This window comes from Siphonobacter sp. SORGH_AS_0500, from assembly GCF_031453245.1.
GTDB lineage: Bacteria > Bacteroidota > Bacteroidia > Cytophagales > Spirosomataceae > Siphonobacter.
Genome location: NZ_JAVIYT010000001.1, coordinates 1,915,920 through 1,941,540, shown reverse-complemented (window position 1 = coordinate 1,941,540; position 25,621 = coordinate 1,915,920). Strand labels below are relative to the sequence as shown.

Sequence of the window (25,621 nt, the reverse complement as noted above, 5' to 3'; positions counted from 1 at the left end):
TCCATTCAACATTCTCAATTTTACATTCAACGATAGTAATGACTACTCCGATTGATTTTAAAGCCCAGTTGATCGCCGAATTTCAGCTCAACGAAACCCGACTCAACGGTGAAAGCCGCAGCTCGCTTCATCAGCGACGCCGGCTCGCCCTGTCGCGTTTCGAGCAGTTAGGTTTTCCGACGATCAGACATGAAGAGTGGAAGTATTCGAACGTCAAAAATCTCGTTAGTCAGGAGTTTAATATTACTCCTTCGGCTGAGATCTCGCACGACCATCTGACTTCCCTCGAAATCCCGAATCTGGCAGGAAATATACTTTACTTTATCAACGGTCAGTATCAGCCCCAGCTTTCGACCATCGTGTCGCCCGCTGACGAAGTGGAGATTCTGACCTTTACCGAAGGATATAAAAAATATCCCGCGTTAGTTGAAGAGCACTTCGCCAAATATGCCGACGATTCAAATGATGCTTTTACGGCTCTGAATACGGCTTTTGCTCAGTACGGTGCTTTTATTCACGTGACCAAAGGCAAAGTTGTAGAAGCCCCGATCATTCTGCGGTTCATTTCTGATGCCCGTACCGAAAATGTAGCGGTTCAACTGCGTAACCTGATTATCGTGGAAGAGCGAGCTTCGCTGAAAGTAGCTGAATCGTTTCGAACGTTGGGAGAATTTGCTTCATTCACGAACACCGTTACGGAAGCCTTTTTAGGCAAAGAAGCCAATTACGATCACTACAAGGTTCAGGACGAATCAGAAAAAGCCTTCCACATTGGCACCACTCAGGTTCACCACAGCGATAAAGCGTTGAGTTACGATACAACCGTAACCCTCAACGGGGGCTGGGTTCGTAATAACCTGAATCTGGTTATGGGTGGAGAGTACGTAGAAGCTCACCTGACGGGCCTGTACCTGCCTAATGGCAAACAACACATTGATAACCATACCCTGGTAGATCACGCGATGCCTAACTCCTACTCAAACGAGTTGTACAAAGGCATCATGTTTGATAAATCGACGGGTGTTTTTAACGGTAAGATCTTCGTTCGCGAGGATGCCCAGAAAACCAACGCCTACCAGAGCTGTAAAAACGTGCTGGCTTCTCCAGATGCCACCATGAATACTAAGCCTCAGCTGGAAATCTACGCCGACGACGTGAAATGTTCACACGGAACGACGACGGGTCAGATGGACGAAGAAGCGTTATTCTATTTACAGTCCAGAGGTATTCCTAAAGACAAAGGTCGTGCTTTATTAATGCTGGCTTTTGCAGAAGATGTAGTGGAGAAAATCAAAATCCCAGCCATCCGGGAATATCTGGAATCCGCTATTGCTAAAAAAGTAGGCGAAGTCTAATCACCTGATTCCTTTGTCTTGTGACCGAAACGATGGATTTTCCCAATCACCAATCGTTTCGGTCATTTTTTTAGAAAATAGGTTACTCTAGTAAAAAGATAGACTCTTACAGGTAATATCTTCACCTTTCGAAACTCTTTTCAAGCAATCTTGATTAGTAGAGTTAGGTTAGTGGAGTTTAGAGTTTTGGGTTAATTTTATAAGCCATTACCAAGCGTTCTTAACTCCAAACCAACTGTAAAGTAAAGAATCTTGATTAAGTGTAGGGGGTTCATAGCGTTCGCCGCTGTGGTTTTGAGGTCTTGGGAAAATTAACTCAAAACACGAAACCTTTAACCCCAAACGCATCAGCAACCAATTCCCAGTATGATGACTACAACCTCCGCAGTTAGTTTTGATATTGAACGCATCCGGGCTGATTTTCCCATTCTGGATCAGGAAGTAAACGGCCGCAAACTGGTTTACTTTGATAACGCCGCTACGACCCAAAAGCCCGTCGCGGTGATTGAGGCTCTGATGAATTATTATCGGGGCTATAATGCCAATATTCACCGCGGTATTCATACGCTGGCTGAAAAAGCTACGGCTGATTTTGAAGCGTCCCGTCGGGCCGTTCGTGATTTTCTGAACGCTCCTTCGGCAGAAGAAATTATTTTTACCTCCGGCACCACCATGGGGATTAATCTCGTGGCTCAAACGTATGGTCGTCACTTTCTGAAAGCAGGTGACGAAATCATTATTTCCGGGCTGGAGCACCATTCCAACATCGTTCCCTGGCAAATGCTGGCGGGTGAAAAAGGGTTAACCGTTCGGGCGATTCCCGTTCTCGAAAATGGAGAACTGGATATGGAAACGTTCGATACCATGCTTTCCGACCGCACGAAGATCGTTGCGGTGAACCATGCTTCCAATTCATTGGGCACGGTGAACCCCGTTAAGGAAATCATTGCCAAGGCTCACGCCGTCGGTGCGGTGGTATTAGTAGACGGAGCCCAGGCCAGCAGCCACCTTGAAATTGACGTCCAGGATCTGGATGTCGATTTTTATGCTTTCTCGGCTCACAAACTCTACGGCCCTACGGGCATCGGTGCCTTATACGGCAAGCGGGCTTTACTCGAAGCCATGCCTCCATACATGGGTGGCGGGGAAATGATTAAGGAAGTAACGTTCGAGAAAACGACTTTCAATGATCTTCCTTATAAGTTCGAAGCCGGTACCCCAAACATTGCCGACGTAGTTGCTCTGAAAACCGCTCTGGAATACATTAATTCCATCGGTAAATCTACTATTTCGGCTTATGAAAATCATTTACTGACCTATGCAACAGAACAGGTAAGTCAAATAGAGGGTGTTCGGATTATTGGTCAGGCGAAAGAAAAAATCTCGGTATTGTCCTTCGTTCTGGAGGGTATTCACCACCAGGACATCGGTATCATCCTGGATCAGCAAGGCATTGCCGTTCGAACGGGTCACCACTGCACCCAACCAGTCATGGATCGTTTCTGTATTCTGGGAACCACACGGGCTTCGTTCGCTTTTTACAATACCATTGAAGAAATTGACAAATTAGTAGCGGGTTTACACCGGGTGAAAAAGCTCATGGCTTAATTTAGTTATTGGTTGATAGTTGTTTGTTATTGGTTTTTCAAACAACTGTTAACTAACAACCAACAAATTAGTAGCGGGCTTACACCGCGTAAAAAAGCTCATGCTTTAATTCAGTTATTGGCTGATGGTTGTTTGTTACTGGATTTTACAAACAACTATTAACTAACAACCAACAACAAAATATGACTATTAACGAAACCCAGGACGAGATCATCGAAGAGTTTGAGTTATTTGATGATTGGGAAGGGAAATACGAATACATCATTGATTTAGGGAAAAAACTGGCTCCGTTTGAAGAGCAGTTCAGAACTGAAGATCACATCATTAAAGGTTGTCAGAGTCGGGTTTGGTTACACGCTGAACTTAACGGCGACAAAGTTGTTTTTACCGCAGACTCCGACGCTATTATTGTGAAAGGTCTGATTTCGATGCTGGTGAAAGTTCTTTCCGGGCATACCCCCGAAGAAATCATCAATGCTGATCTGTACTTTATGGAGCGTGTGGGTCTTCAGCAACACTTAGCCCAAACCCGTTCCAACGGTCTGGCTTCGATGCTAAAACAAATGAAAACCTACGCACTGGCTTTCAGTGCATTGAAGAACTAAATTAGTTTTCAGTTTTCGGTTTGCAGTTTTCAGTTAAAACTTACTGAAAATGAGTAACTGAAAACAGAAAACTCTAAACTGCAAACGAAAAAGATGAATGAAGAAGAATTACGGGAAAAGGTGGTTGCGGCTCTGAAGACCGTTTATGATCCCGAAATTCCGGTGGACATTTACGAACTGGGTCTGATTTACGACATCAAGATTTTTCCCGTTAATAACGTATACGTACTGATGACGCTCACCTCCCCCGCCTGCCCATCTGCGGGTGAAATTCCGGGAGAAGCCGAGCAGAAAGTTCGCGAGATTGAAGGGGTTTCGGATGTTTCCGTGGAATTAACCTTCGATCCTCCTTATTCGCAGGATATGATGTCCGACGTAGCGAAACTCGAACTAGGATTCATGTAATTTTTTAGTTGTTCGTTGATGGGTATTCGTTGTTCGTAAAATTCCAACAACCATCAACAAACAACCAACAACTATACTATTTCAAACTAAAAAAAATAAAGCAATGTCAATGTACCCTGCTGAACTCGTACTTCCCATGCGTATGGACATCACTGAAGGTGGTTTCCAGGAATTACACTCGGCTGAAGATGTAAATAAGGCCATGGCTGAAGCGGAAGAAGGAACGACGCTGGTCTTCATCAATTCTGTTTGTGGCTGTTCAGCCCGCACGGCTCGTCCCGGTGTAAAATATGCAGTGAATAATTCTCAGGCTAAACCCGACCGTCTGTATACTGTATTTGCAGGGGTGGATATGGAAGCTACAGCTAAGGTTCGTGAGTTTACGCTGCCTTATCCTCCAAGCTCACCAGCTATTGCGTTATTTAAAGACGGTGAACTGGTGCATTTCGTAGAGCGTCACCACATCGAAGGTCGTCCTGCTGAGATTATTGCTCAACACCTGGAAATGGTTTTTGATGAATTTTGTAATTCCGCTGAAGCCTAAGAAAATCAGCAATAAAGATTGGATAAAATAAAAGAAGCCCTTTCGAGTTAATATCGGAAGGGCTTACTTTTTGACGGGAAGTGTTAACTTCGCCCTCATCCGCCCGCTAGGCAGGAATTTTACGCACACATGGAAAAAATTCGCGGCTTTTTCAGGACGCTCTGGAAGATCATTACTTTCCCCTTTATCTGGGCTTTTTCGAAGCTCTGGAGCCTGATTCGTATGGCATTAGTACGAATTTTCGGTACCTCTTATACTCGAGTTGAGACCAATGTTTCTGACTTCTGGTTTCATCGCATTCGAGCCCCTTACCGGGCCTTTCGCCGGAAGCATCCCTGGCCCGGCCGAATTGTTGGCTTTGGCCTAAATCTATTCGTTTTATTACTAGCCTACTGGTTTGTACTGGAAACGAACTTTCTGTACCTCACCGGGGAAACGCCTAGTACAGAAGAATTGGCGAACCCAAACCTAGCTGTAGCTTCCGAGATTTATACGGCTGACGGAAAACCGCTGGGTCGTTTTTTCACTGAAAACCGGACGCCCGTCCGCAATTTTGAGGAACTTCCCAAACATACGGTTGAAGCTCTGATTGCTACCGAGGATGCCCGTTTTTACGAACACGGTGGCATTGACTGGCCTGCGATGGGTCGGGTGGCTTTTGGAGTCATTACCGGCAACCAACGCGGCGGTGGCTCAACCATTACCCAGCAGGTAGCCAAAAACTTATTCAAAATCCGCAAGAAAACGGGGATCGCCCGTAAAGGCTTACTAGGCTCTATTCCAGTAGTAGGGCTTTTTGTGATTAAATCCAAAGAGTGGCTAACGGCCCTGAAGCTGGAGCGGCAGTATTCAAAAGATGAAATTTTGCTGATGTATTTCAATACCGTAGATTTTGGTTCTAACACCTACGGTATTCGGACCGCGTCACGGGTTTATTTTGGAAAACAGCCCCAGGAATTAAGCGTACAGGAAGGAGCCGTTCTGGTTGGTTTACAGAAAGCTACTACTACCTATAATCCCTACATCAATCCCGAGCGGTCCAAAGAACGCCGGAATGTGGTATTAGCCCAGATGGCTAAGTACGGTTACCTCACGGAACCCCAGGCCGACTCCATCGCCCGTCTGGATTTAGGCGTGAGAACTGACCGCGAGAAAGCTCTTCAGGAAGAAGAAGCCATTGGTTATGAAGGTTACTTCAAAAAATACATTGCCGAAGCCGTTGCCAAATGGGCGGAAAGCAATGACGAGCGTATTGATTTATACACCGATGGGTTGAAGATTTATACCACCATCGACTCCCGGATGCAGGCGGATGCCATTAAGGCTCTAGTAGGAAATATGCGGCAGACGCAACGGGAATTTAAGAATCACTTGGGCTCGCGTAATCCCTGGATTTACGAGAACGGCCAGGAGATTCCAAACTTCCTGGATTCGGCCATGAAACGTACCGAAGCCTATAAAGCTTTAGCGAAACGTTTCCCCGGACAGCCGGATTCGATCCGTTATTACCTGACCAAGGTTAAACACCCCGTTCGTGTGTTTGCCTGGAATGATAAGGCCAAAGAAGGTGACCCTCAGATTACCCGCCGTCAGGAAGAGTTTACTTCCATGGATTCGCTGGGTTATTACAAGCGGATGCTTCAAGCCGGTATGATGGCGATGGACCCTCAAACGGGTTACATCAAAGCCTGGGTTGGTGGACTGGACTATAATTATTTCAAGTACGATCACGTTCGTCAGGCCAAGCGTCAGCCGGGTTCTACGTTTAAGCCCATTATGTATTGTGCCGCTATCGATGGCCCACGTGACTTGAGCCCTTGTTATACCGTGAGGGATCAGCCCTTCACTAAAGAATATGAAGAAAACGGGGAGAAGAAACGCTGGTCTCCGCAAAATGCGGAAGGTTACTTCACTTACCGTGAGATGACCTTACGCGAAGCAATGGCTCGTTCCATCAACTCCGTAGCGGCTCAGGTAACGGATCTGGTAACCCCAGACACCGTTTCTCAATACGCTCATAAATTAGGCATCAAGAGCCGAATTCAGGCTGTTCCTTCTGTCGGACTAGGATCGGAAGACGTTTCGCTTTATGAAATGGTAGAAGCCTATTCAGCCTTTATTAACGGTGGTTATCGCATTGAACCTCAATTGATTCTTCGAATTGAAGGTCGTGATGGTGAAATCATTGCCGATTTCAAGGATATGGCTGTAAAAAACCGGACGCAGGTCATTCGTCCAGAATCAGCTTTCTTGTTGCGAAATATGCTTCAGGGTGGCGTTTCAGGCGGAGGAACCTCTTCTCGCCTCCTCTGGCAATTCAGTCCTAAAGGCGTTTCCCGCCAGACGTTATATGATTCCTTTGGTGGAAAAACCGGAACTACTTCCAATTATTCCGACGGCTGGTTCATGGGAGTAACCTCTGATCTGGTGACCGGAGTCTGGGTGGGAGGTGATGACCGAAGTATTCACTTCAAGGGTCGACGCGGCGAAGGAGCTCAAACCGCACTTCCGATTTATAAGGACTTCATGTTACGAATGCTGAACTCGGGAGCCTACACACTGAAGCCTTTCCCAACGGCGGAAGAAATGAATCTGTCGATTTCGAAAGAATACAAATCCTGTCAGTCTTATTACGCTCCGATTCAGAGTGATACTACTAATTATTTTGAAAACGATTCACTGGAAGATCTGTTCGCACCTCCCACTATCGATATACGACCCGATTCATTGAATCTTTAAAGACAAATTCCGGCATGGCCGTTATAGATAAACAGGAAATTTCCGAGTATTTTAAAGGATTACAGGACCACATTTGCCAGGAACTAGAGAAAGCCGATGGCCTCGCCAGGTTCCGGGAAGACCTCTGGGAACGCCCCGGCGGCGGCGGCGGTCGCTCCCGGGTCATTGCCGACGGTGTTGTTCTGGAAAAAGGGGGAGTCGGTTTTTCAGCCGTATCGGGAGAAATTCATCCCAAGATGCGGGCTTCGCTGGGAGTAGAGGAAGGGACCGAATTTTTTGCCACGGGCGTGTCCATCGTTCAGCACCCGGTAAATCCAAACGTACCGATTATTCACATGAATGTTCGGTATTTTGAATTGTCTACAGGCACCTGCTGGTTTGGCGGCGGTATTGATTTAACGCCTCATTACGTCGTTGAAGAAGATGCCCGCTGGTTTCATCAACAGTTAAAGTCGGCCTGCGATCGCTTTTCGCCAGACTATTACCCCAAGTTCAAAACCTGGGCGGATGATTACTTCTTCTCTCCTCACCGGGACGAAACGCGGGGCATCGGGGGTATTTTTTATGATTACCTGAAGCCCTCCGAAACGCAGTCGAAAGAGCATTTATTCGAGTTTACGAAAGCCATCGGCGAATCATTTGCTCCGATTTATACGAGCTTCATGGCAAAGCATAAAGACAAAGCCTATACCGAAGCTCAACGCGACTGGCAGTTGTTACGCCGGGGACGTTACGTTGAATTTAACCTCGTTCACGATCGGGGTACTAAGTTTGGTCTGGAAACCAACGGTCGAACGGAGTCCATATTAATGAGTTTACCGCCACTGGCTCGCTGGGAGTACGATCATCATCCTGAGCCAGGTAGTGCTGAAGAAAGAACCCTGCAATGGTTACGTAAGGGTATTGACTGGGCTTAATACTTACCAGCTCAACTCTTCCGGGTTGAGCTTTTTTCTTTTTCCGTAGAGACGCGACTGATCGCGTCTGGGTAAGAGGCAGTTTTGTTACCTTCAAATTACTCGCATCTCTACGTTTGTTTTAATGGTGCCATTGATCCTTAACCGTGTATACACTCCTATGAAAAAATTTACCCTCCTTGCTTTGGGTTTGCTTAGTTACCAGCTTTCGGCCCAAACGGTTTTGTTTGATAGCACTGCCATGAAGTTAACCGAAGCCGGAGCGTCTCACCTGGCTCAGTTACCTTTGCATTGCATTACGCAGGTATTACCAAACAAACCGAACCATACCTATGAGTTTGAGGCGGACATGAGCCTGACACCTCAGCAGTTACACCCTTCGTTTTATGGCTGTCTGGATTGGCATTCGTCTGTTCACGGTCACTGGATGCTGGTGCGATTACTGAAAATGTACCCAAACCTAAGCGAGCAAAAGGCCATTCGTGAGGTATTGAATACCAGCTTTCAAGCCGAAAAATTACAGGCCGAAGCCGCTTATTTTGATAAATACAAAATTGCCAAAGGTTTTGAGCGGACGTACGGTTGGGCCTGGTTACTGAAACTGGACGAAGAGTTACAGGCCTGGAATGATCCACAGGCAAAACAATGGCACCAAAATCTGAAGCCCTTAACGGCCAAGATTCTTACCTTATGGAAAAACTTCCTCCCCAAACAAACCTATCCCAACCGTACGGGTGTTCACCCCAACACGGCGTTTGGTTTGGTTTTTGCTCTGGATTACGCCCGTTCTGTGAAAGACACCGAGTTTGAGGCCTTAATTATTCAACGCAGTAAGGATTATTACCTCGCCAATAAAAACGCTCCGGCCATCCAGGAGCCCGACGGAACGGATTTCCTTTCGCCTTCGCTGGAAGTGTGCGACTTGATGCGTCGGGTCCTTTCACCGAAAGAATTTCTGACCTGGTTCAATCAATACATGCCCGCCGAAGGACTGGATAATGTCATGAAGTTACCCTTCGTAAGCGATCGAACAGATTATTCCATCGTCCATCTGGATGGGCTAGCGTTAAGTCGAGCCTGGTGCATGAAAGGCATTGCCTCGGCTTTACCCGAGAAAGACAAACGCCGGAAGAAGTTACTGGCGAGTGCTCAGGAACACCTCAGCAAAACCTTACCTCAGGTAGCTGGAGGTAACTATGGCGGCGAGCACTGGCTGGCCTCTTTCGCGGTGTACGCTCTGAGTGTCGATTAATTTTGGGAAAGACTGGCTGGTAAATCGTACAACAGCCAGTCTTTTTTTCTGATAGAACTGGCGTTGGTTTTAATTAACTTAATGAAATCAGCGATGCCTACGGGTTCGTTTCCATTGGGGTGAATTAATACAATGCTGCCCGGTTGCACCTTCTGCCCTTTCGCCAGCCAGGCGTCACTACCCAGGGGTAATAATCCCAGATTAAGGACATCATCAAAAATTGATTGATCAGAAATTAGGCCGGGAAAGCGAAAAAAGATGGAAGGCAGCAATCCGTTCTGAATCATGGCCTGCTCGTTGAGTAATACCTCACTCGCCATATTGGTACCTTTGGATAGCAGGAAATTACGAGTCAGCGGCAACTTCGGATCGTACTGGTGATGAAAGGAATGATTAACCCAAGTTATTCGTAAATCTCCACGTTTTTCCAGATTTTTCAGCCATTGCAAATCATCCGCATGGCTCTGCATCCATAAACCCGTGATGGTAATTGTGATCGGTACGGGCTTTTCTTCGGGTTCGAAAGCCGCTATCAAATCTTCGAAAACGGTTCGTGTCAGAGGTTTGTGCGAGGGGCATAAGTCCATTGTCAGGCTAAAGCCTTTCTCGTTGGGTTGCGTTCGGGTTAACCCGGCATCCTGCAAAGCTCCAGCCCTCGTTTGTTCTGTATACAAAGCTCGACCATAAGGCGTTCGACCTACCCAGCTCCGGGCTTCGTTTTTATCCATTGGCTTGACAGTAACGTTTTCCAAAACCATCGTTTGCAAGGTTTTCGGATGCACCGCCCAGTATTTTTCCGTCGAACCTTCTTTCCATTTCCGCAGGATCAGGTATTCGTTAAACTGAGCGATAAAAGGTTGATATTCGCTGAGTTGAGCAAAACTCAGCGTAACGCTGAAGAATAGAAACAGGGTGGTAATAAGGGCCTTCATGAACTAGTTTACCGTTGTTGGTTTTACTTGGGTAATGGTGAGGTAAAGTAGTGAATTGTTGGTAATAAACACTATCGTTTCATTTTCTAAAATAACCAATCCTTCATCAAATCTGATCATAGCTTGTGGCCAAACCTTTAGTCAGGTTATCAGGCCGCATCTCGATAAACGCAAAACCCTGGGGATAAACCGGGGAATCATCCTGGATTTCACAGGGCACTTATCAAGGGCTATCTTCCCTGAACTTGACCATTGATTGTACGATCTTAGCTTTTTCAGAAAGAAAAATTCGCACTCCTCCCCTACTTCCCGTAAGTTTGAGTTTATCTATTCTATTGCAACGTACTCATGAGCCAATTACGACCCATCCGCGAAAACGAACGAACCCTGATTCATTACCTGCTGGAACAATTGAATCTGAAACGCGAAGATTATCCCTTCAACGAACTGGTAGATGAATACGAGGGGGGGAAAATGGGTAGCATTTCACTCGGCGGCGACCCTAATGCGTACGATGGCGATCTGATTCAGGTAGACTATACGGATTCTGACGAAACGCCCGTCGTAATTACCCTTACCAAAGACACACAAGGCCGTCTGCTGGATTTAGATTTCTGGAAAGTAGACTTTTCTAAATTGCTGGAATACCCAACGCCGGAGAAGGTTAGCATTAAGTCCTAGATGAAAGCTTTAACTATCTTTAATCTCATTGCAGATCCATGCCTAAACGTCTACTACTGTTTACTATTCTTTATTTTTTTATTGTCCATACTTCTTACTTCTGGTCAGGCAGATTGAACGTATTTTTTCTACCTGTATTTTTATCTTTAGTCATATCTTATGTTGTTTTAGTTGTAAACTTATTTATTCAGATTTATAAATCAATTAGCGAACGATTTCATAACAAAATCAGAATTCAAGTCATTGAAATTATGTTTCCCTTACTTTTTCTGACTTTTATTTTTCCTGAAGGAGTTATCGATTTTAGTAAATATGAAGGCGTTGATGTATTAGTCGCCACTTATGAAGGAGTTGCAAACTGTACCGACACAATTACCCTAAAGGATAGCGGTTTAACTAAGTCCAAAAGTGTCTGTTTTGGAATAACTGAAGATATTGGTGAGTATTCTTTTATTAATGACACTATCTACATATCGTATAAAAAATCCATATTTTCGAAAGAACGGACTTATAAATTTGGAATAATAAGGCGTCATCCTTTCACTAAAGAGAAAGATAATCTTATTGTTTTTAGTGATAAAAAAGATTCAGTTGGAATGACTTATTTAATACGTAAAAACCTTTTATCGACAAACCAATAACTCCCCCCGCAATCGCTCGGCTCTGCCGAGTGACGTAATAGCTATAGGCCTCTGGCCGATAGTATTGAAATACATGGGGGTAAAATCAGCTCTCGCAGTCGCTCGGCTCTGCCGAGTGACGCAATAGCTATAGGCCTCTGGCCGATGGCTACAAGTATAGTTTGTTTAGGAAAGGTTTCTAGTAACTAGCTACTGGCTCGCATCTTACCGGCCAGAGGCCTACAACCAGGTAGTCACTCGGCTAGAGCCGAGCAACTGCGGTAGGATCAGCTCGTACGTTTCTCTGGATGACAGGCTTTGGCCGCTAACGGCAGGTTCTCACCTGTCGTTAGAGTAGGAACAAGATGGAATCTCGCACCAGAAGTGACTGCACATTCCTTACTCCCCCCAGTCGCTCGGCTCTGCCGAGTGACGTAATAGCAATAGGCCTCTGGCCGATAGTATTGAAATACATGGGGGTAAAATCAGCATTTAATTACCTTGGCTTTTTTGAGTCAGACGGGCAGAGGCCTGCAACCAGGTGGTCACTCGGCTAGAGCCGAGCGACTGCGGTAGGATCGGCTCGTACGTTCCTTCTCTGGATTCACTCCGGGTGAAACAAAAAATATTACTTAATAATCTAACAGTCAGAATTTTAACGCAAAAAATTCCATTACTTACTCAAAGTATACGCAAGGAATATTCCCATATGAATACTGGGAGTTATGATTTTCCCGGATTCTTTTTCGAATCTGCTTGTGCTTATATTGTTATACTGGGTTATGTATAGGTATTCTTTTGATCGAAGTCCGAAACCTCCGAAAGGCGTATAGTATAATTTATGTCCATTAGGCAAGGATAGTAATGGACTATTATATCCGATCAGTAGTTTTCCTCCCCTTACGTCCATGTGCTCGCTTTTTATACTTCCATAACTATTAGTCGTTTTGTGATAATCGGATGGTACGTTATTGAACCACCAGTATCTCACAAAAAGCTCCGCTGAAATAAAAAGTGTTTTACGAGGATTTAAGTAATAACGGGGGGCAATAGACAATCTAAGTCCATGATAAGGAGGATTAACCACGTTTCGAAAACGATAATCGGCGGCCATCATACTAATTAACTCTCCAATCTCTGATGGTTGACCTCTCTTCGGAAATCGATAGCCGGCTCCTAGTCCAATAGTTAATCTTTTTGCGACTGTTTGTTCATATTGCAGAGCCAATTCCCGGAGTAACACCTGCGATGGTTGAATTCTCAGGTAATTATTTTTTAATGTATCTACCTGAGCAAAACAGTTACAGGAAATCAATAGAAAAAATAGAAATACTGACTTTTTCATAGCTGAAAGTGGGGTTAATACCAGATTACCGGGTGAGCAATATACCTTTTAAAGATTATTCTGCCATGCTTTTTTGACAGTGGTGTATTGACTAGATTTGGACGTTTATACCTCATACATTTCAGATCACTATGCTTTCCTCTACCCTACGCACATGTACCTTACTTACCGCCGCCTTCGGCCTGGTAAGTTTTATGACTTTCGCTGACGATCAAAAGCCTGCTCCTACCGCCAGCTCGCTCGAAGGCCGCTGGGACCTTTCGGTGCAGTCCGAAGGCAAAACCCTACCTTCCTGGCTGGAAGTAACACACTCGGGTCATAGCACGCTTGTGGGCCGCTTTGTGGGGAGTAGCGGCAGTGCCCGCCCCATTTCGAAAGTCAATTTTACGGATGGAAAGATTAGTTTCTCCATTCCTCCACAGTGGGAAAGAGCCGACCAGGATTTAGTGGTGAATGGCATGCTGGAAGGCGACAAACTTACCGGAACCATGGTAAGTCCCAACGGAAAAACCTTAACCTGGACGGGCGTCCGTGCTCCTTCGCTGGCTCAAACCAAATCGGTTACCTGGGGAAAAACCACTGAGTTATTCAATGGTAAAGACCTCAAAGGCTGGCACGCCATGGGCGAAACGAATCAGTGGGTCGTGGAAAATGGCGTTTTGAAAAGTCCCAAGTCAGGCTCCAACATCCAGACCGATCAGGCTTTTTCTGACTTTAAACTGCACATTGAATTCAAGTATCCAAAAGGTAGCAACAGCGGCGTTTACCTGCGGGGACGGTATGAAGTACAAATTGTAGACAGTAAAGGCATGGAACCGCAAATAGATATGCTGGGTGCCGTGTACGGTTTTCTAACCCCCAACGAGCTTCCCGACAATAACGCCGACGAATGGCAGAGTTACGATATTACATTGGTAGGACGCCGGGTAACCGTAGCTTTGAATGGCAAGACGATTATTTGCGACACCACGATTCCGGGCATTACTGGCGGTGCTATCGACAGCAAAGAAGGCGAACCCGGCCCCATTTACCTGCAAGGCGACCACGGACCGATTGAGTTTCGGAACATTCGGATTACGTTACCGAAATAAGCCATAAGGATTATTGTTCGTTTACAAACCACGGTAGCATTACCGTGGTTTTTTAGTTAGAATTAGAAATTAAATTCTACTCTTGCCAGAATATATCTTGCAACTAACTGATAGGTAGACTGGCTGATTAAAAAGTTACTTAGCTGACTATACGTAGCCGTTGGGCTGCCTAATAAATTCTTTCCGGAGAGTTCATATACGACCCGTTTTCTCAAAGGGGTAAAACGAACCAGAGCATCGAGGAAGTAAAACTGGTTTTGAGAGGTATTATTCCGCAGATCAGTCCATTCGGAAGTCGTAATGAAATACCAGCTTTTCGAAGGCGTCATTTTGATTCCCGCTATCGGTTTTCTCAAACGATTATATCCCAGTGAAATTCCTGATTCCTGAATATCCGACCAGTGGTCTTCATACCCCACTTCAAAATTAACGATACCATCAAAAGCCGTTCGCAGGGTTAGTTTTCCTCCCAGCGAACGAATCGTACCTTTGGAAATCAGGGCTGAGTTCAGAGCACTTTGGTAGGAATTCCAACCCGCATTTAGCTGAAGCGTGCTATTAATTTCCAGGGCTGACAGGTATTTGCTCAGGTCAGAAGCCAGCTCATACGATTCATTACGGGCGGGTGAAGGCACTTGCCCCATGAACGTAAACTGATCATTGACAAGAACCTGACTTATAGAAGGAGATTTTTCCGAAAGGTACGTGACACTGGTGTGCATGGAAAACTGCCGGAGCCAGTCTGAGTTGGAATAACTGAATGTAAATACATCTGACTGAGGGCGATTAAGCCCGGCATACCCCCGCTGAAAGGCCCGGTAATTGGTCAGGACATAGCCATTACTCAAATCCATTGCATTCGGCTGGCTCTGGTTGCGACTGTAATAAGCCCTGAGTTTATTTTCCTGATTAATGCGGTAGGTAAATCCGATCATCGGATTCAGGAAAACAAACTTCGCACGCAAACCAAGGGATTGCTCCTTTAACTGAACAAAGTTCAAAGAAATTCCTGCGTAAAAATCCAACCGTCCCAGCGGAATCGCGGTATTGGCTTCCAGCGACCCCTGCCACTTCTGGTAGTTCAGTTGATTCCTATACAATGAATCGGTCACTGAACCAGCTTCCGTATTTAATCCTGAAGTAAAACCTTCGCTCAGATAAGACCCTTTTCCTAGAAGTGCATACTTTTGTTTGCTGGGTAAAGCCCCCATCCACCGGGTTTGTATACCGTAGGTTTGAACCTCATTACGAACCCTTTGAGTCACGTTTCCTTCAGTAGTCGGGAAAAGTGAGCGAAACCTTCCCGATTCTACCAACAATTGCTGGGGCCGATTTTGATGCTGGTAATAAGCATCCAGCGTTAAAGCCCGGCTCCGGGGAAAGCGATGAATATAACCCAACTCTTGCTGAATACCCTGCTGACGAGTTGACATCCGTTGCTGTAGCTTCTCGGAAAAATCAGGGTTATGAGAGGCAATTTGATAGAAAGATCCATCCCGCTGGCCCTGCCAGTTCCCCCGCCATTTGAGTAAGGTTGTTTGGTTGGGAGTATACTCCAAGGCAACCTGACTTACCCGCAGGGAGGGTCGAATTTCCAGTCGTTGGGTATCACTAACCACCAATGACTTTCCTTCCAGTAAATATTCGTAACGGTTACTGATTTGCTGCGTATTTCGATCGCTTAACTGATAAGTAAAGGCCTTTACCTTCAGCTTTGAGGTAATGTTAAGATTTAGATTAACCGCTCCCAGCCAAACCCGATTCTGGTTAAACCGCTCTTCAGAAATGCCCGGAACAGCAATGGGCTGGGCCTGCAAAAAAGGTCTACTCGGATGCTGGCTCTGCCCATCGGAAACGTCCGGGTTTTCATTACCCAAATCATAGTTTAGCTCCGGTACCGGGTTTTTCCCCGTATTGTTAGCCGATCCAATAATACCCAGTTTCAGCCGATCTACCAGCGAAAAAAGAGTGGCCCGACCTTCGTACCGACGGGTAAGCCCAGCGGCCAGATCAGCCGTTCCAAAAGCGGTTTTACGACGATCTTCCTTCAACTTTAAATTCAGAACCGTTTTATCCGACCGTTCAATTCCTTTCAGTAAAGGCGTGTTGGAAGCATTTTCAATCGCCTCGACTTTATCCAGTAAATCAGCAGATAGGTTTTTAGAAAGGATCCGATAATTTTTCGCAAAAAATTCGTCTCCTTCCAGCAAAATTTTGTCGATGGGCTTTCCCTTAAACGAGATTCCGCCCTTATCGTCCACCCGTACACCGGGCAGTTTTTTAAGAATATCTTCTACCACCCGCTCGGTTCCATCGGCAAATTTCTGAACAGAAAATGATGTAGTATCTTCATTCACCCGAATGGGCAAAAGATCCCCTTTCACCGTAACCTGACGGAGCTGCGTAGGCTCTTGCTCCAATTGAAAATGCTGCGTTTGACTTCGGGCCATAATCCATCTACTCTGGCTGATATAACCCAGGTTATTCACCGTTAATAGGTAATGAGAAGTATCGGCCTCTAATTCAAAGGTATACTCACCTTTCTCATCTGTCGTGGTATAACTTACAATGCTTGAGTCTGCCTTGGAAATAATAAGTATCCCTCCAGCCAAAGGTTGGCTGGAGGAATTTGTCACTTTTCCCTGAATACTAAAAGTAAGTTCTTTATGTTGACCGAAAGTTTCCTGTAAAAAAGCCATCAAACACAAGCCCAAAATCAGGAATCGTAGCGTCATTGGCTAAGAAAGTTTTCTTTAGAAAATGTATTTACATTGAATTCATACCCGCCACCAAACTGAGTCATCTTACTTTCAAATGATTTTTTTGTATCTCGAAGTACTTTTTTTCTAATTTCTACGAAATCAGCCAGCGTCATTGGTTTCCCATAAGTTTTGAGGATGGCAATCTTTTCGTTTTTAGGATTGAATATCAAAGATTCGAAAAGGAATTTCACTTCTCCATCTTCTGATTCAGCTTCGAGTATCAAACCGGGTAATCCCTGCAGTTTCCAGGGGCCAGCCAGACTCGGAATTTCAGTAGTAAACCAGGCCATATAATTTCTGTCTCGGTAAAAAGCCTTAGCTTTCTGGCACTTGAAAGACCCTATTTTTTTATACTCTTTCGTAATTACCCATTTAGGAACTACTATTTTTTCTTGTACAAAGTATTTCCTTGAAAAAATAGCTTCATTAGATGACAACTTTTTTGATTGATAATCTTGATAATTAAAAAACACTAAACCGTCATTTCCCGAATCCAATTCAATATTTTCGACATTATCATCTGCCCCTGATTTTAGATTAGAAACTCTATTTTTAGAGGTCTCGTAGTATAAGCTCTGGGAAGAATTAAATAAGAGGATGCAATCCACATCCCTTTTAGCCGCTGCATTTTGCTTGGGGATTTCCTGTTGTCTATACAAAACTTTCGCAACGACATTCTGACCATTACTTTTGATACATACAAGCAAATAGATAATTAAAAATAATACCTTTTTCATAAGCTCAAAAAACAAAGATTCATATACCATTCAAAAATAATAATACTCGTTAACAGGTATTTTATCTTGTTTTTTTATAAACCCCATTAAGCAAACTCTAAGAAGAGAAATTTAAGCGTCATTCGTTAGGGAAATTTTCCACGCTAAACGTATTCCATACAGTCACCCCATTATTCTTAAAACTTCCAGTGGCCATACCTGCCTTCTTTAAACGGTTAAATTTTTCTTTTCTAAACGTTACAAACTGAGACAGTGTCACGGGCTTTCTACTCTCTTTAGGAGCATTTAACGCTGGCCCAGCGGGGGTTAACTGGATTGATTGAAACAAAAACCGGACAACTTCGTCACTGGAAGTAGCTTCCAGAATTAAACCCGGCAGTCCCCATAATTTCCAGGGACCGGCACTGATGGGTATCGCCGGTGTAAACCAAGCAGTGTAGGTTCTATTTCGGAAAGTAGTTATGGCTTTTAAGCAATCATAATTACCGATTTTACGCTTCCCCGGAACCATCTTCCAGTTAGGCTTAATAAGAGTATCTTTTACAGGAAAATACTTAGCTAAGATTCGCTCATTCGAAAGGATTTGCCGGGATGAAAAATTGGTATATATATAATCTACATTAGATGTAGAAGGTTTACTATATACTCGCGTTTCATTCGTCTCCCCATTTGTTTCAGAGCCTTCTTTGTCAGCCAGTACACTCTTCTCCGTATACATCGAATTTGTTTTGGAGAATTTCAATATTCCATTTCCTGTATAGTCAGGATCCGATGGTTGTTTTTCTAATTGTAAATAATTCACCATTCCCAATTGAGATTGGGCGTATGAATAAGTGCTTAAGAGAATAAAGTATACAATCAGACATTTCATACCCGCCTTTTTAAGTTTTATATTGGTAATCAACTGATAAAATCGAACCTTGATCCAGTGGGACCAAAGTTCGATTTTTTAATTAACAGTCTGCATCATGTAAAATAGCTCTACCCCAAAGCTGTCCTTCAGTGTATGCTTTATTACAATCTTCTGCATACCCTGTATGACTTCCTACTTGACGTCCATTACAATAAGCTCTTACTGTATACTTACACAAATATTTTTCAGATGATTTTGTAGTTGCACTTGCAAACATTGATACAAATGCCATTGCTAACAATGTGAAAGTTGTCTTCATTTTGAAAGTATTTTAAAAGGTTTACAATAAAAACTATCACACCTCGGCCGCCGTGTAATCATGCAAATATTTAGTATTAAAACATTAAAACAAATACCCGTTAACAAGTATTTTAGCCCATAATTAAGTTACTTATTGTCTATATTGCTGTGCCTTATTGCATACAAAGCCAAAGCATTTTTCTTACCCGTAAGTCCCAGCTTTGCTTTGATATTCCTTCGATGCGTATCGACTGTGTTTTTACTAATAAAGAGCCGGTCAGCAATGGCCTGGCTGTCTAACCCAAGTGAAAGCAGAGAAATGACATCTTTTTCACGCTCTGATAAGGTTGGCGATGAAGTTGAGGTTGTCATAAATTAAGACAGGTTAGGTTGACATATGAATTATTTTATCAATCAATTGGGAAAAGGTTATGTAACCATACAACTACGAAAATTCATATGAATATCCTTAAAAATAAGTAATTTTTTTTAAATATTTATACTCAAATATAGCAATATAATATACTTAATTGTTATCAAATTTAGCTTTTACACAATAATGCAGAGCCTGAGACAACAGCTAGGTCATGCATAAACCCCTATCACTGGATGCCTCAGGATTATCCCTACCGTCCTCTTCATGTATTTATTACAAAGGTTTCGGGAGGAAATTCCTGTTTCTGGCATCAAAATTTATATTTTCACAGCGTTCAACTTTAAAACTTCAATCTATGCGTTGGTTAGGTGGTCGCGAAAGCGATAACGTCGATGATCGTCGGGGCAGTGGCCGGGGCGGTCTGATTGTTGGTGGCGGTATCGGCACCATTGTTATTGCCCTGATTGTTACTCTATTAGGCGGAGATCCTTCGAGTATTTTAACGACTCAAAACGCCACGGAGCAAGCTCCTGTAAACCAGCAGGCCGACGATGCCGCAGCTCAGTTTACACGAAAGGTATTAGCCAGTACTGAGGATGCCTGGACCCAGATTTTCGCTGAACAAAATTCTCAGTATCAAAAACCGGTATTGGTCATGTATCGCGGGGTTACTTCCTCGGGTTGCGGAACGGCTCAAAATGCCATGGGCCCGTTTTACTGTCCGGCTGATGAGAAGGTATACATCGACCTTTCCTTTTATGACGAACTCGCTCAGCAATTCAAGGCTCCCGGTGAATTTGCCATGGCTTATGTCATTGCCCATGAGATTGGTCACCACGTGCAGCATCAGATGGGCATTACTGACAAGGTAGATGCCATGCGGCAACGCCTCAGTGAAAAGGAATACAATAAACTTTCGGTTAGGCTTGAATTGCAGGCGGATTTCTTCGCAGGGGTTTGGGCCAATCGGGCTCAGGGGCAAAGCGTGGCTTTGGATGAGAAAGATATTGAATCGGCCATTCGGGCGGCAAATGCCATTGGTGACGATAAAATTCAACAGGAAACTCAGGGACAGGTCGTTCCCGACGCTTTCACACACGGCACTTCCGCCCAGCGGGTGTACTGGTTCAAAAAAGGCTTAAAAACGGGCGATATTAACCAGGGAGATACGTTTACTAGTAAAGAAGACGCCAATCTTCAGTAAGTATAAAGTTTAATTAGTCAGGCTGATATGGATTTTTTGAAGAATCTGTATCAGCCTTTTTTTATGTCGGCAAACCCCTCGGTTTTGCGTGACTGAAAAACGCCTGTTTTTTCTATCTTGTAGCTATGAAAAAACACTTCCTCTTAAGCCTTACCTGCTGGTTCGCAGCTTTGCACTTCGGTTCCGCTCAAAACAATCTCCCTCGCGTCGCCATTGCGGGCCTCGGCATTGAGTCCAGTACGTTTTCTCCCGCCGTTACCCATGAAGAGGCCTTCCATGCCAAAACCGGCGATCAGGTGTTTACCTCCTACCCTTTCATGAAGGATGAGTCCCCTTTGAGAAAACAGGCTCAGTGGTTTCCTTCGCTGGTCGGGAAATCCATTCCCGGCGGTGCCGCTACGCGGGAAGCCTACGAGTCTTTGGTCACGAAAATGCTGGATTTATTGAAGAAAAATGCTCCTTACGACGGTCTTTACCTGGACATTCACGGAGCCATGAGCGTACAGGGTCTCGACGATCCCGAGGGCGATCTCATTACCCGAATCCGGCAGGTGGTCGGTTACAAAACCCTAGTATCCACTTCAATGGACTTGCACGGTTGCGTAACCAAACGGCTGGCTCAAAATACGGATTTAATGACCTGTTACCGCATGGCTCCGCACGAAGATGCCATGCAAACCAAGGAACGGGCCGTGCAGCACTTACTGGATCGCCTGAAAAGTGGAAAAGGAAAACCGGCTTACAAAGCCTGGATTCCGGTTCCGATTCTGTTACCCGGCGAGCAAACCAGCACGCGTATTGAACCGGGCAAAAGCCTGTATGCCGAAGTATCGCCCATTGCCGATAACAACGCAGGCATTGTGGATGCAGGCATCTGGATTAGTTATGCCTGGGCCGATGCTCCGCGAAATCACGGGGTGGTGATGGTAGTCGGCGACGACAAAGAAAAAGTGGCTACATCGGCTGAAAAGCTGGCTAAACACTTTTGGGATGTTCGCTCAAAATTTGATTTCGTTGCTCCCGTGGGTAAGCTGGACGAAGTCCTGAACAAAGCCGTTGTGAGTAAGAAGAAACCCTTTTTTATCAGCGACACAGGCGATAACCCCACGGCAGGAGCCGCGGGTGATGTAACCTGGACGATTACCGAAATTCTCAAACGTCCTGAGTTTCAGAAAGCCGATGGACCCGCATTAATCTATGCTTCGATTCCTGATCCAGAATTTGTGAAAAAAGCTCAGGCGATTGGTGTGGGTGGAACCATTGAAGGCACCGCCGGAGCCATTGTGGATCATCGTTTTGCTAAACCCGTTCCTTTGAAAGGAACGATTGAATCCATCGTAGAAGGCGACCGGGATGGCGTGGTGGAAGTGGTAGTCAAGGTGGGCAGCGTTCATGTGATTGTCACCCAGAAACGGAAACCTTACCACAAGGAAAAGGACTTCGAACGCCTCGGACTCAAGCCCCGCGAAGCAGACATAGTGGTGGTGAAAATCGGTTACCTGGAGCCAGAGTTATATAACATGCAAAAAGACTGGATCATGGCCTTAACACCCGGGGGCGTCGATCAGGATTTGTATCGCCTCCCCTATAAACACATTCAACGCCCCATGTATCCGCTTGACAAAGACATGAAAACGCCGAATTTATCGGCTCAGTGGATTCCAGTTTCGGGAAAATAATCCTATTGATCGCGTCTTGTTTCTCAGTCAAACTGTTCCTGTCTCGCCCATTAATTTGTTTGTCAAGGCCAAGCCATTTTAGCCGCAGAGAGGATGAGACGCGATCGACGCCCGTGGCTGGTGTCCTCACCAGCTACAGAAACGGAGAGATTAGATACGGTAAATCTAAAAAGCGGCTGGTGATGACACCAACCACGGGAACGGGCAATGGTTGTTAAATCCGTAGAGACGTCGATTGATCGCGTCTTGTTTCTCATTCAGACTGTTTCTGTATTGTACATTAATTCGTTTATAAGGCCAATCCATTTTGCCTAAGATGAGACATCAACAAAAGTGGCTGGTGAAGACACCAGCCACGAAAAAGAGAAAATCGACGTCTCTACGAGGTGTTATTCTGATTCCACAAAGCGATTTTCAAATCGCTGATATTGTTTTTCAAACTGACTTTCGTAGGATTTCGCCAGCTTTTCCTGTTTGGCTTCCTGCAATTGCTGTACGACCCGATTCATTTGAAAAAGATTCATCCGTATGTCTTCCCGGTCGCCGCGAGTGGCGTAGTAATAATTTAGGTTTTCGTCGCAACGCCGCATAATCGTCTGAGCCATTTGCAGGGCTTTAGATTGCTCTCCCACCGCCATCAGCGGCCCAATGAAGCTTACGGAGACCTGATCGTAGGGAAGTGAACGATCAGGCATTACTTCCAGACAACGATTAAGGGCCGCTTTGGCCGTGTCCAGCTTGCCTTCCTGAATGAGTTGGGTTGACAGGCGGTAAAAAGCCAGTCGGGCCGAAACCACCGGAGCCCCGCGAATGGTATCATCGTAATAAACGTCAGGGTTATTCATTTCCCGCCACGACATTTTATTCATCATCTTGTCGTACATGAGGTCCGTATTCACAAAGCCGTCGGTAGCACCCGACACTTTAAACGGCATCAGCCGGTATGCGTATCCTTCAATCTGCATGTATTCTTTCAGGCCCAGGTAATTAGCCGAAGCCAGCGTTGAGGCAAAGTAAACGGGCCGTTTAAACTGATTTTGAGCGATAATATCAAGCTGGATGAGTCGATCTTTGATAAGGTCGCTCGTGCCGAAATCCCAGGTCATGCGATCTTCGGTGAAGAAAGGTTCCATGCCCTTAGCAATCACGCCTGACTTTTGAATGGTATCCCGATCCAGCTTCAATGAAAAAATTCGCGACGGTAACACATTCAGCGAGCCGATACTCGTCTCTACCTGAATAGCTGGGTTATTTTCCTTGACCAGCTTCAGGTATTCCACCAGATCAATACCCGCTTTTACGTTCGGATTTTCCGCAAACATAATCTGGTCGTTAATGCCTTTGCGGTAGTTATCCATTTCCAGTGAAATGGGCAAAGGCTCCGAACCATCGGCTTTTTCCTTCATTTGCTGAATGTACCATTCCGTACCTAACAGCGACAGACAACACACCCGAACATCCTTCCGAAAACCTTCGACTTCCTGCACGTACCAAAGGGGAAAAGTATCGGTATCTCCCCCCGTAAATAAAATGGCATTGGGAGCACAGGAGTTCAGCAAATTACGAGCAAAATCAGCCGCCGCATAACGATGGGAACGGTCGTGATTATCCCAGCTTTTCGCCCCCATCAACATAGGCACAGTTAACGCCAAACCTCCCGCCAGCGAAGCGGCCAGCATTGGTTTTTGGGCTATTTTCTGTAACAGATTTTGCAGAGCCAATACGCCCAATCCCGCCCAGAGAGCAAAGAAGTAAAACGAACCCGCGTAGATGTAATCCCGTTCACGTGGTTCAATGGGTGGAGCGTTCAGAAAAAAGACCAGGGCCAGACCCGTCATCAGGAAGGCCAAGGCAAGAACTAACCCATCTTTTTCCCGTTTCATAAACTGGATACCAAAACCCAGTATACCCAAAATCAGCGGCAGGTAATAAAAGTTATCATGCCCTTTATTGGTTCGGATGCTTTCGGGTAAGTCTGAAATTTTTCCCAGTCGCGGATACCAGTCTGCCCAGATGACATCACTTTCACGGCCCACGAAATTCCATAGGAAATATCGCATGTACATAAAGCCCATCTGGTGACTGAACATATACTGAAGGTTTTGAGCGAAGGTGGGTTTGACGTAACGAGACGGGTCAGTCGGGTCTTTGGGTAAGCCCAGCGAAGCCGCGTAGGCATCATCATGGCCGGGTTGGTTTGAACCTAAGCGAGGCAGAAACGTCAGTTGATCTTTTTCCCAAACGTAAGCGGGTTCGTAATCGTAGATTTTATAGCGATTCCCGTCCTGTTTGTACTGCGGCGTTCCGCGTTTAAAATCCGTTACCCGAGCCGTAAACTGTGGCCCGTACAACAATGAGCGACTTCCGTACTGATCCCGATTGAGGTAATGCAGGTAGTTAATGAGATTTGAAGGATCGTTCTCATTAATTGGTGGGTGGTAATTAGAGCGAATCACAATCGACGTGTACGAACCATAGCCAATCATAATAAAAAGTACGGATAACAGGGCCGTACTGAGCAGGGATTTCTGTCGCTTTTGCGTGAAGTAAATGCCATAGCCCAAGATTCCAAAAAACAGGATGACCGTTAACCAAACGCCGGAATTAAAAGGCAGTCCCACGGAGTTCACCAGGAAGCGATCCATCGCAAACATCACCGCACTGAGGCCGGATAATAAGCCTCCATTAATCAGTCCCAGCACGAGTACTCCGGTAATCATCGCCAAGATGCTTTGAAAAAAGGATTGATTGGGCTTTTTGCGGTAATAATACATCAGAGCTAAAGCCGGGATAATGACCAGATTAACCAAATGAATACCAATGGAGATACCGGTAAGGTAAGCCACCAGAATGAGCCAGCGGTTGGCGGTGGCTTCGTCCTGAATTAACTCCCAGCGAAGCATGGCCCAAAAGACCAGAGCGGTCAGGAAAGAGGATAAGGCATACACTTCCGTTTCAACAGCGGAGAACCAGAAGGTATCACTGAAGGTATACACTAATGCCCCAACCACGCCTGCTCCAAAAATGCCCAGGGCTTCGCTGGTGGTCAGATTTTCAGCCGTTTTTCCAACGATCTTCTGTCCCAGCAGCGTAATCGTCCAGAACATGAAGAGAATGGTAAAGGCACTGGCTACTACCGAAACCATATTAATCCAGTAGGCTACCTGCGTGACGTCATTCCCCGCAAGTAAGGAAAACAATCGTCCAAGCATCAGGAAAATGGGGGCTCCGGGCGGGTGTGGCACCTGTAGCCGAAAGGCACAGGAAATGAATTCGCCGCAATCCCAGAAACTGGCCGTAGGTTCTACGGTAAGGGCATACGTAAGAAGGGCAATGCTAAATACCAGCCACCCAAGCAGGGTGTTTGTTCGTAAAAAGTTTTTCATAAAGAGGAGTTAATCTGATCGGTTTTAGAAAGGCTTCATAAAAGCACCGAAAGTATAACTCTACTTTAAGCCATTAAAAATCAGAATGTTAATAGTTGTTAAGGAGAGTGTTAAAAGTTGTTAGAAGTGGCGGATTACAAATCCTTAACAGATGGCTTTCGGATTGCAAATCCGAAAGAGCAGAAGTAGCAATTACGGCTAACGGTTTACGTATTGGCGATGGTGCGGCA

General features: G+C 45.2%; 21 protein-coding genes. 13 read left to right on the top strand and 8 right to left on the bottom strand.

Translation table 11 applies throughout. The features are described from left to right. Positions 1 to 38 precede the first annotated feature (38 nt). The 8 genes from sufD to QE357_RS07960 all read left to right on the top strand — a co-directional run bounded on the left by sufD (position 39) and on the right by QE357_RS07960 (position 9,425). Positions 39 to 1,355, top strand: a complete 1,317-nt coding sequence (gene sufD / locus QE357_RS07995; RefSeq protein ID WP_307142658.1) for a Fe-S cluster assembly protein SufD — start codon at positions 39 to 41, stop codon at positions 1,353 to 1,355. 369 nt (positions 1,356 to 1,724) lie between these two features. Then, the gene (locus QE357_RS07990) at positions 1,725 to 2,963 is read left to right on the top strand and encodes a cysteine desulfurase (protein ID WP_369804071.1); all 1,239 of its coding nucleotides are present in this window, start codon (positions 1,725 to 1,727) and stop codon (positions 2,961 to 2,963) included. A 182-nt stretch (positions 2,964 to 3,145) separates the two neighbouring features. Further along, positions 3,146 to 3,568: a SufE family protein gene (locus tag QE357_RS07985; protein ID WP_307142656.1), complete on the top strand. Its 423-nt coding sequence runs from the start codon at positions 3,146 to 3,148 to the stop codon at positions 3,566 to 3,568. A 93-nt stretch (positions 3,569 to 3,661) separates the two neighbouring features. Next, entirely contained in the window at positions 3,662 to 3,973 is a 312-nt protein-coding gene (locus tag QE357_RS07980; protein ID WP_106635633.1) for an SUF system Fe-S cluster assembly protein, read from the top strand. 109 nt (positions 3,974 to 4,082) lie between these two features. Continuing rightward, positions 4,083 to 4,517: a BrxA/BrxB family bacilliredoxin gene (locus QE357_RS07975; RefSeq protein WP_106635632.1), complete on the top strand. Its 435-nt coding sequence runs from the start codon at positions 4,083 to 4,085 to the stop codon at positions 4,515 to 4,517. Positions 4,518 to 4,646: 129 nt separating this feature from the next. Continuing rightward, complete coding sequence (locus QE357_RS07970) at positions 4,647 to 7,256, top strand: transglycosylase domain-containing protein (RefSeq protein ID WP_309706619.1); 2,610 nt, start codon at positions 4,647 to 4,649, stop codon at positions 7,254 to 7,256. Positions 7,257 to 7,270: 14 nt separating this feature from the next. Further along, on the top strand, positions 7,271 to 8,173 hold the full coding sequence (gene hemF, locus QE357_RS07965) for an oxygen-dependent coproporphyrinogen oxidase (RefSeq protein ID WP_309706618.1): 903 nt from the start codon (positions 7,271 to 7,273) through the stop codon (positions 8,171 to 8,173). 160 nt (positions 8,174 to 8,333) lie between these two features. Next, positions 8,334 to 9,425 carry a DUF2891 domain-containing protein gene (locus QE357_RS07960; protein ID WP_309706617.1) on the top strand — a complete coding sequence of 364 codons (1,092 nt, stop codon included), beginning with the start codon at positions 8,334 to 8,336 and terminating at the stop codon, positions 9,423 to 9,425. Here QE357_RS07960 and QE357_RS07955 read toward each other — a convergent pair. After that, positions 9,422 to 10,357: a polysaccharide deacetylase gene (locus QE357_RS07955; RefSeq protein ID WP_309706616.1), complete on the bottom strand. Its 936-nt coding sequence runs from the start codon at positions 10,355 to 10,357 to the stop codon at positions 9,422 to 9,424. The two genes, QE357_RS07960 and QE357_RS07955, sit on opposite strands and share 4 nt — an antisense overlap. Positions 10,358 to 10,705: 348 nt before the next feature. Here QE357_RS07955 and QE357_RS07950 point away from each other — a divergent pair, with 348 nt between their 5' ends. Together QE357_RS07950 and QE357_RS07945 are read left to right on the top strand one after the other, a co-directional pair. Continuing rightward, on the top strand, positions 10,706 to 11,038 hold the full coding sequence (locus QE357_RS07950; protein ID WP_307142653.1) for a DUF6984 family protein: 333 nt from the start codon (positions 10,706 to 10,708) through the stop codon (positions 11,036 to 11,038). Between the two features lie 38 nt (positions 11,039 to 11,076). Then, positions 11,077 to 11,679 carry a hypothetical protein gene (locus QE357_RS07945; protein WP_309706615.1) on the top strand — a complete coding sequence of 201 codons (603 nt, stop codon included), beginning with the start codon at positions 11,077 to 11,079 and terminating at the stop codon, positions 11,677 to 11,679. 652 nt (positions 11,680 to 12,331) lie between these two features. Here QE357_RS07945 and QE357_RS07940 read toward each other — a convergent pair. Further along, a complete protein-coding gene (locus tag QE357_RS07940) occupies positions 12,332 to 13,003 on the bottom strand; it encodes a hypothetical protein (RefSeq protein WP_309706614.1) in 672 nt (223 codons plus the stop codon). 131 nt (positions 13,004 to 13,134) lie between these two features. Here QE357_RS07940 and QE357_RS07935 point away from each other — a divergent pair, with 131 nt between their 5' ends. Continuing rightward, the gene (locus tag QE357_RS07935) at positions 13,135 to 14,094 is read left to right on the top strand and encodes a DUF1080 domain-containing protein (RefSeq protein ID WP_309706613.1); all 960 of its coding nucleotides are present in this window, start codon (positions 13,135 to 13,137) and stop codon (positions 14,092 to 14,094) included. Between the two features lie 62 nt (positions 14,095 to 14,156). Here the strand turns inward: QE357_RS07935 and QE357_RS07930 are convergent, their stop codons facing one another. The 5 genes from QE357_RS07930 to QE357_RS07910 all read right to left on the bottom strand — a co-directional run bounded on the left by QE357_RS07930 (position 14,157) and on the right by QE357_RS07910 (position 19,118). Continuing rightward, entirely contained in the window at positions 14,157 to 16,829 is a 2,673-nt protein-coding gene (locus tag QE357_RS07930) for a carboxypeptidase-like regulatory domain-containing protein (RefSeq protein ID WP_309706612.1), read from the bottom strand. Beyond that, positions 16,826 to 17,593 carry a GLPGLI family protein gene (locus tag QE357_RS07925; RefSeq protein WP_309706611.1) on the bottom strand — a complete coding sequence of 256 codons (768 nt, stop codon included), beginning with the start codon at positions 17,591 to 17,593 and terminating at the stop codon, positions 16,826 to 16,828. Before QE357_RS07925 ends, QE357_RS07930 begins: the two co-directional genes overlap by 4 nt. Before the next feature lie 118 nt (positions 17,594 to 17,711). After that, entirely contained in the window at positions 17,712 to 18,464 is a 753-nt protein-coding gene (locus QE357_RS07920) for a GLPGLI family protein (RefSeq protein ID WP_309706610.1), read from the bottom strand. 82 nt (positions 18,465 to 18,546) lie between these two features. Next, positions 18,547 to 18,738: a hypothetical protein gene (locus QE357_RS07915; protein ID WP_309706609.1), complete on the bottom strand. Its 192-nt coding sequence runs from the start codon at positions 18,736 to 18,738 to the stop codon at positions 18,547 to 18,549. A 155-nt stretch (positions 18,739 to 18,893) separates the two neighbouring features. After that, positions 18,894 to 19,118, bottom strand: a complete 225-nt coding sequence (locus QE357_RS07910; protein WP_309706608.1) for a LuxR C-terminal-related transcriptional regulator — start codon at positions 19,116 to 19,118, stop codon at positions 18,894 to 18,896. Positions 19,119 to 19,477: 359 nt separating this feature from the next. On the opposite strand from QE357_RS07910, the gene QE357_RS07905 reads away from it, so the two are divergent. Together QE357_RS07905 and QE357_RS07900 are read left to right on the top strand one after the other, a co-directional pair. Next, on the top strand, positions 19,478 to 20,326 hold the full coding sequence (locus QE357_RS07905) for a neutral zinc metallopeptidase (RefSeq protein WP_106635621.1): 849 nt from the start codon (positions 19,478 to 19,480) through the stop codon (positions 20,324 to 20,326). Between the two features lie 125 nt (positions 20,327 to 20,451). Further along, positions 20,452 to 22,005 carry a M81 family metallopeptidase gene (locus QE357_RS07900; RefSeq protein WP_309706607.1) on the top strand — a complete coding sequence of 518 codons (1,554 nt, stop codon included), beginning with the start codon at positions 20,452 to 20,454 and terminating at the stop codon, positions 22,003 to 22,005. A gap of 389 nt (positions 22,006 to 22,394) precedes the next feature. Here QE357_RS07900 and QE357_RS07895 read toward each other — a convergent pair whose 3' ends face one another. Continuing rightward, positions 22,395 to 25,391: a DUF2723 domain-containing protein gene (locus tag QE357_RS07895; RefSeq protein ID WP_309706606.1), complete on the bottom strand. Its 2,997-nt coding sequence runs from the start codon at positions 25,389 to 25,391 to the stop codon at positions 22,395 to 22,397. Positions 25,392 to 25,621: the final 230 nt, after the last annotated feature.

Bases quoted from the DNA above. Each gene is read 5' to 3' on its own strand.
- QE357_RS07975 (WP_106635632.1), top strand. From the start codon at position 4,083: ATGTACCCTGCTGAACTCGTACTTCCCATGCGTATGGACATCACTGAA.
- QE357_RS07990 (WP_369804071.1), top strand. From the start codon at position 1,725: ATGACTACAACCTCCGCAGTTAGTTTTGATATTGAACGCATCCGGGCT.
- QE357_RS07960 (WP_309706617.1), top strand. From the start codon at position 8,334: ATGAAAAAATTTACCCTCCTTGCTTTGGGTTTGCTTAGTTACCAGCTT.
- QE357_RS07915 (WP_309706609.1), bottom strand. From the start codon at position 18,738: ATGGCATTTGTATCAATGTTTGCAAGTGCAACTACAAAATCATCTGAA.
- sufD (WP_307142658.1), top strand. From the start codon at position 39: ATGACTACTCCGATTGATTTTAAAGCCCAGTTGATCGCCGAATTTCAG.
- QE357_RS07935 (WP_309706613.1), top strand. From the start codon at position 13,135: ATGCTTTCCTCTACCCTACGCACATGTACCTTACTTACCGCCGCCTTC.
- QE357_RS07910 (WP_309706608.1), bottom strand. From the start codon at position 19,118: ATGACAACCTCAACTTCATCGCCAACCTTATCAGAGCGTGAAAAAGAT.
- QE357_RS07980 (WP_106635633.1), top strand. From the start codon at position 3,662: ATGAATGAAGAAGAATTACGGGAAAAGGTGGTTGCGGCTCTGAAGACC.
- QE357_RS07930 (WP_309706612.1), bottom strand. From the start codon at position 16,829: ATGACGCTACGATTCCTGATTTTGGGCTTGTGTTTGATGGCTTTTTTA.
- QE357_RS07945 (WP_309706615.1), top strand. From the start codon at position 11,077: ATGCCTAAACGTCTACTACTGTTTACTATTCTTTATTTTTTTATTGTC.
- QE357_RS07985 (WP_307142656.1), top strand. From the start codon at position 3,146: ATGACTATTAACGAAACCCAGGACGAGATCATCGAAGAGTTTGAGTTA.
- QE357_RS07950 (WP_307142653.1), top strand. From the start codon at position 10,706: ATGAGCCAATTACGACCCATCCGCGAAAACGAACGAACCCTGATTCAT.
- QE357_RS07920 (WP_309706610.1), bottom strand. From the start codon at position 18,464: ATGAAATGTCTGATTGTATACTTTATTCTCTTAAGCACTTATTCATAC.
- hemF (WP_309706618.1), top strand. From the start codon at position 7,271: ATGGCCGTTATAGATAAACAGGAAATTTCCGAGTATTTTAAAGGATTA.
- QE357_RS07925 (WP_309706611.1), bottom strand. From the start codon at position 17,593: ATGAAAAAGGTATTATTTTTAATTATCTATTTGCTTGTATGTATCAAA.
- QE357_RS07905 (WP_106635621.1), top strand. From the start codon at position 19,478: ATGCGTTGGTTAGGTGGTCGCGAAAGCGATAACGTCGATGATCGTCGG.
- QE357_RS07970 (WP_309706619.1), top strand. From the start codon at position 4,647: ATGGAAAAAATTCGCGGCTTTTTCAGGACGCTCTGGAAGATCATTACT.
- QE357_RS07900 (WP_309706607.1), top strand. From the start codon at position 20,452: ATGAAAAAACACTTCCTCTTAAGCCTTACCTGCTGGTTCGCAGCTTTG.
- QE357_RS07940 (WP_309706614.1), bottom strand. From the start codon at position 13,003: ATGAAAAAGTCAGTATTTCTATTTTTTCTATTGATTTCCTGTAACTGT.
- QE357_RS07955 (WP_309706616.1), bottom strand. From the start codon at position 10,357: ATGAAGGCCCTTATTACCACCCTGTTTCTATTCTTCAGCGTTACGCTG.
- QE357_RS07895 (WP_309706606.1), bottom strand. From the start codon at position 25,391: ATGAAAAACTTTTTACGAACAAACACCCTGCTTGGGTGGCTGGTATTT.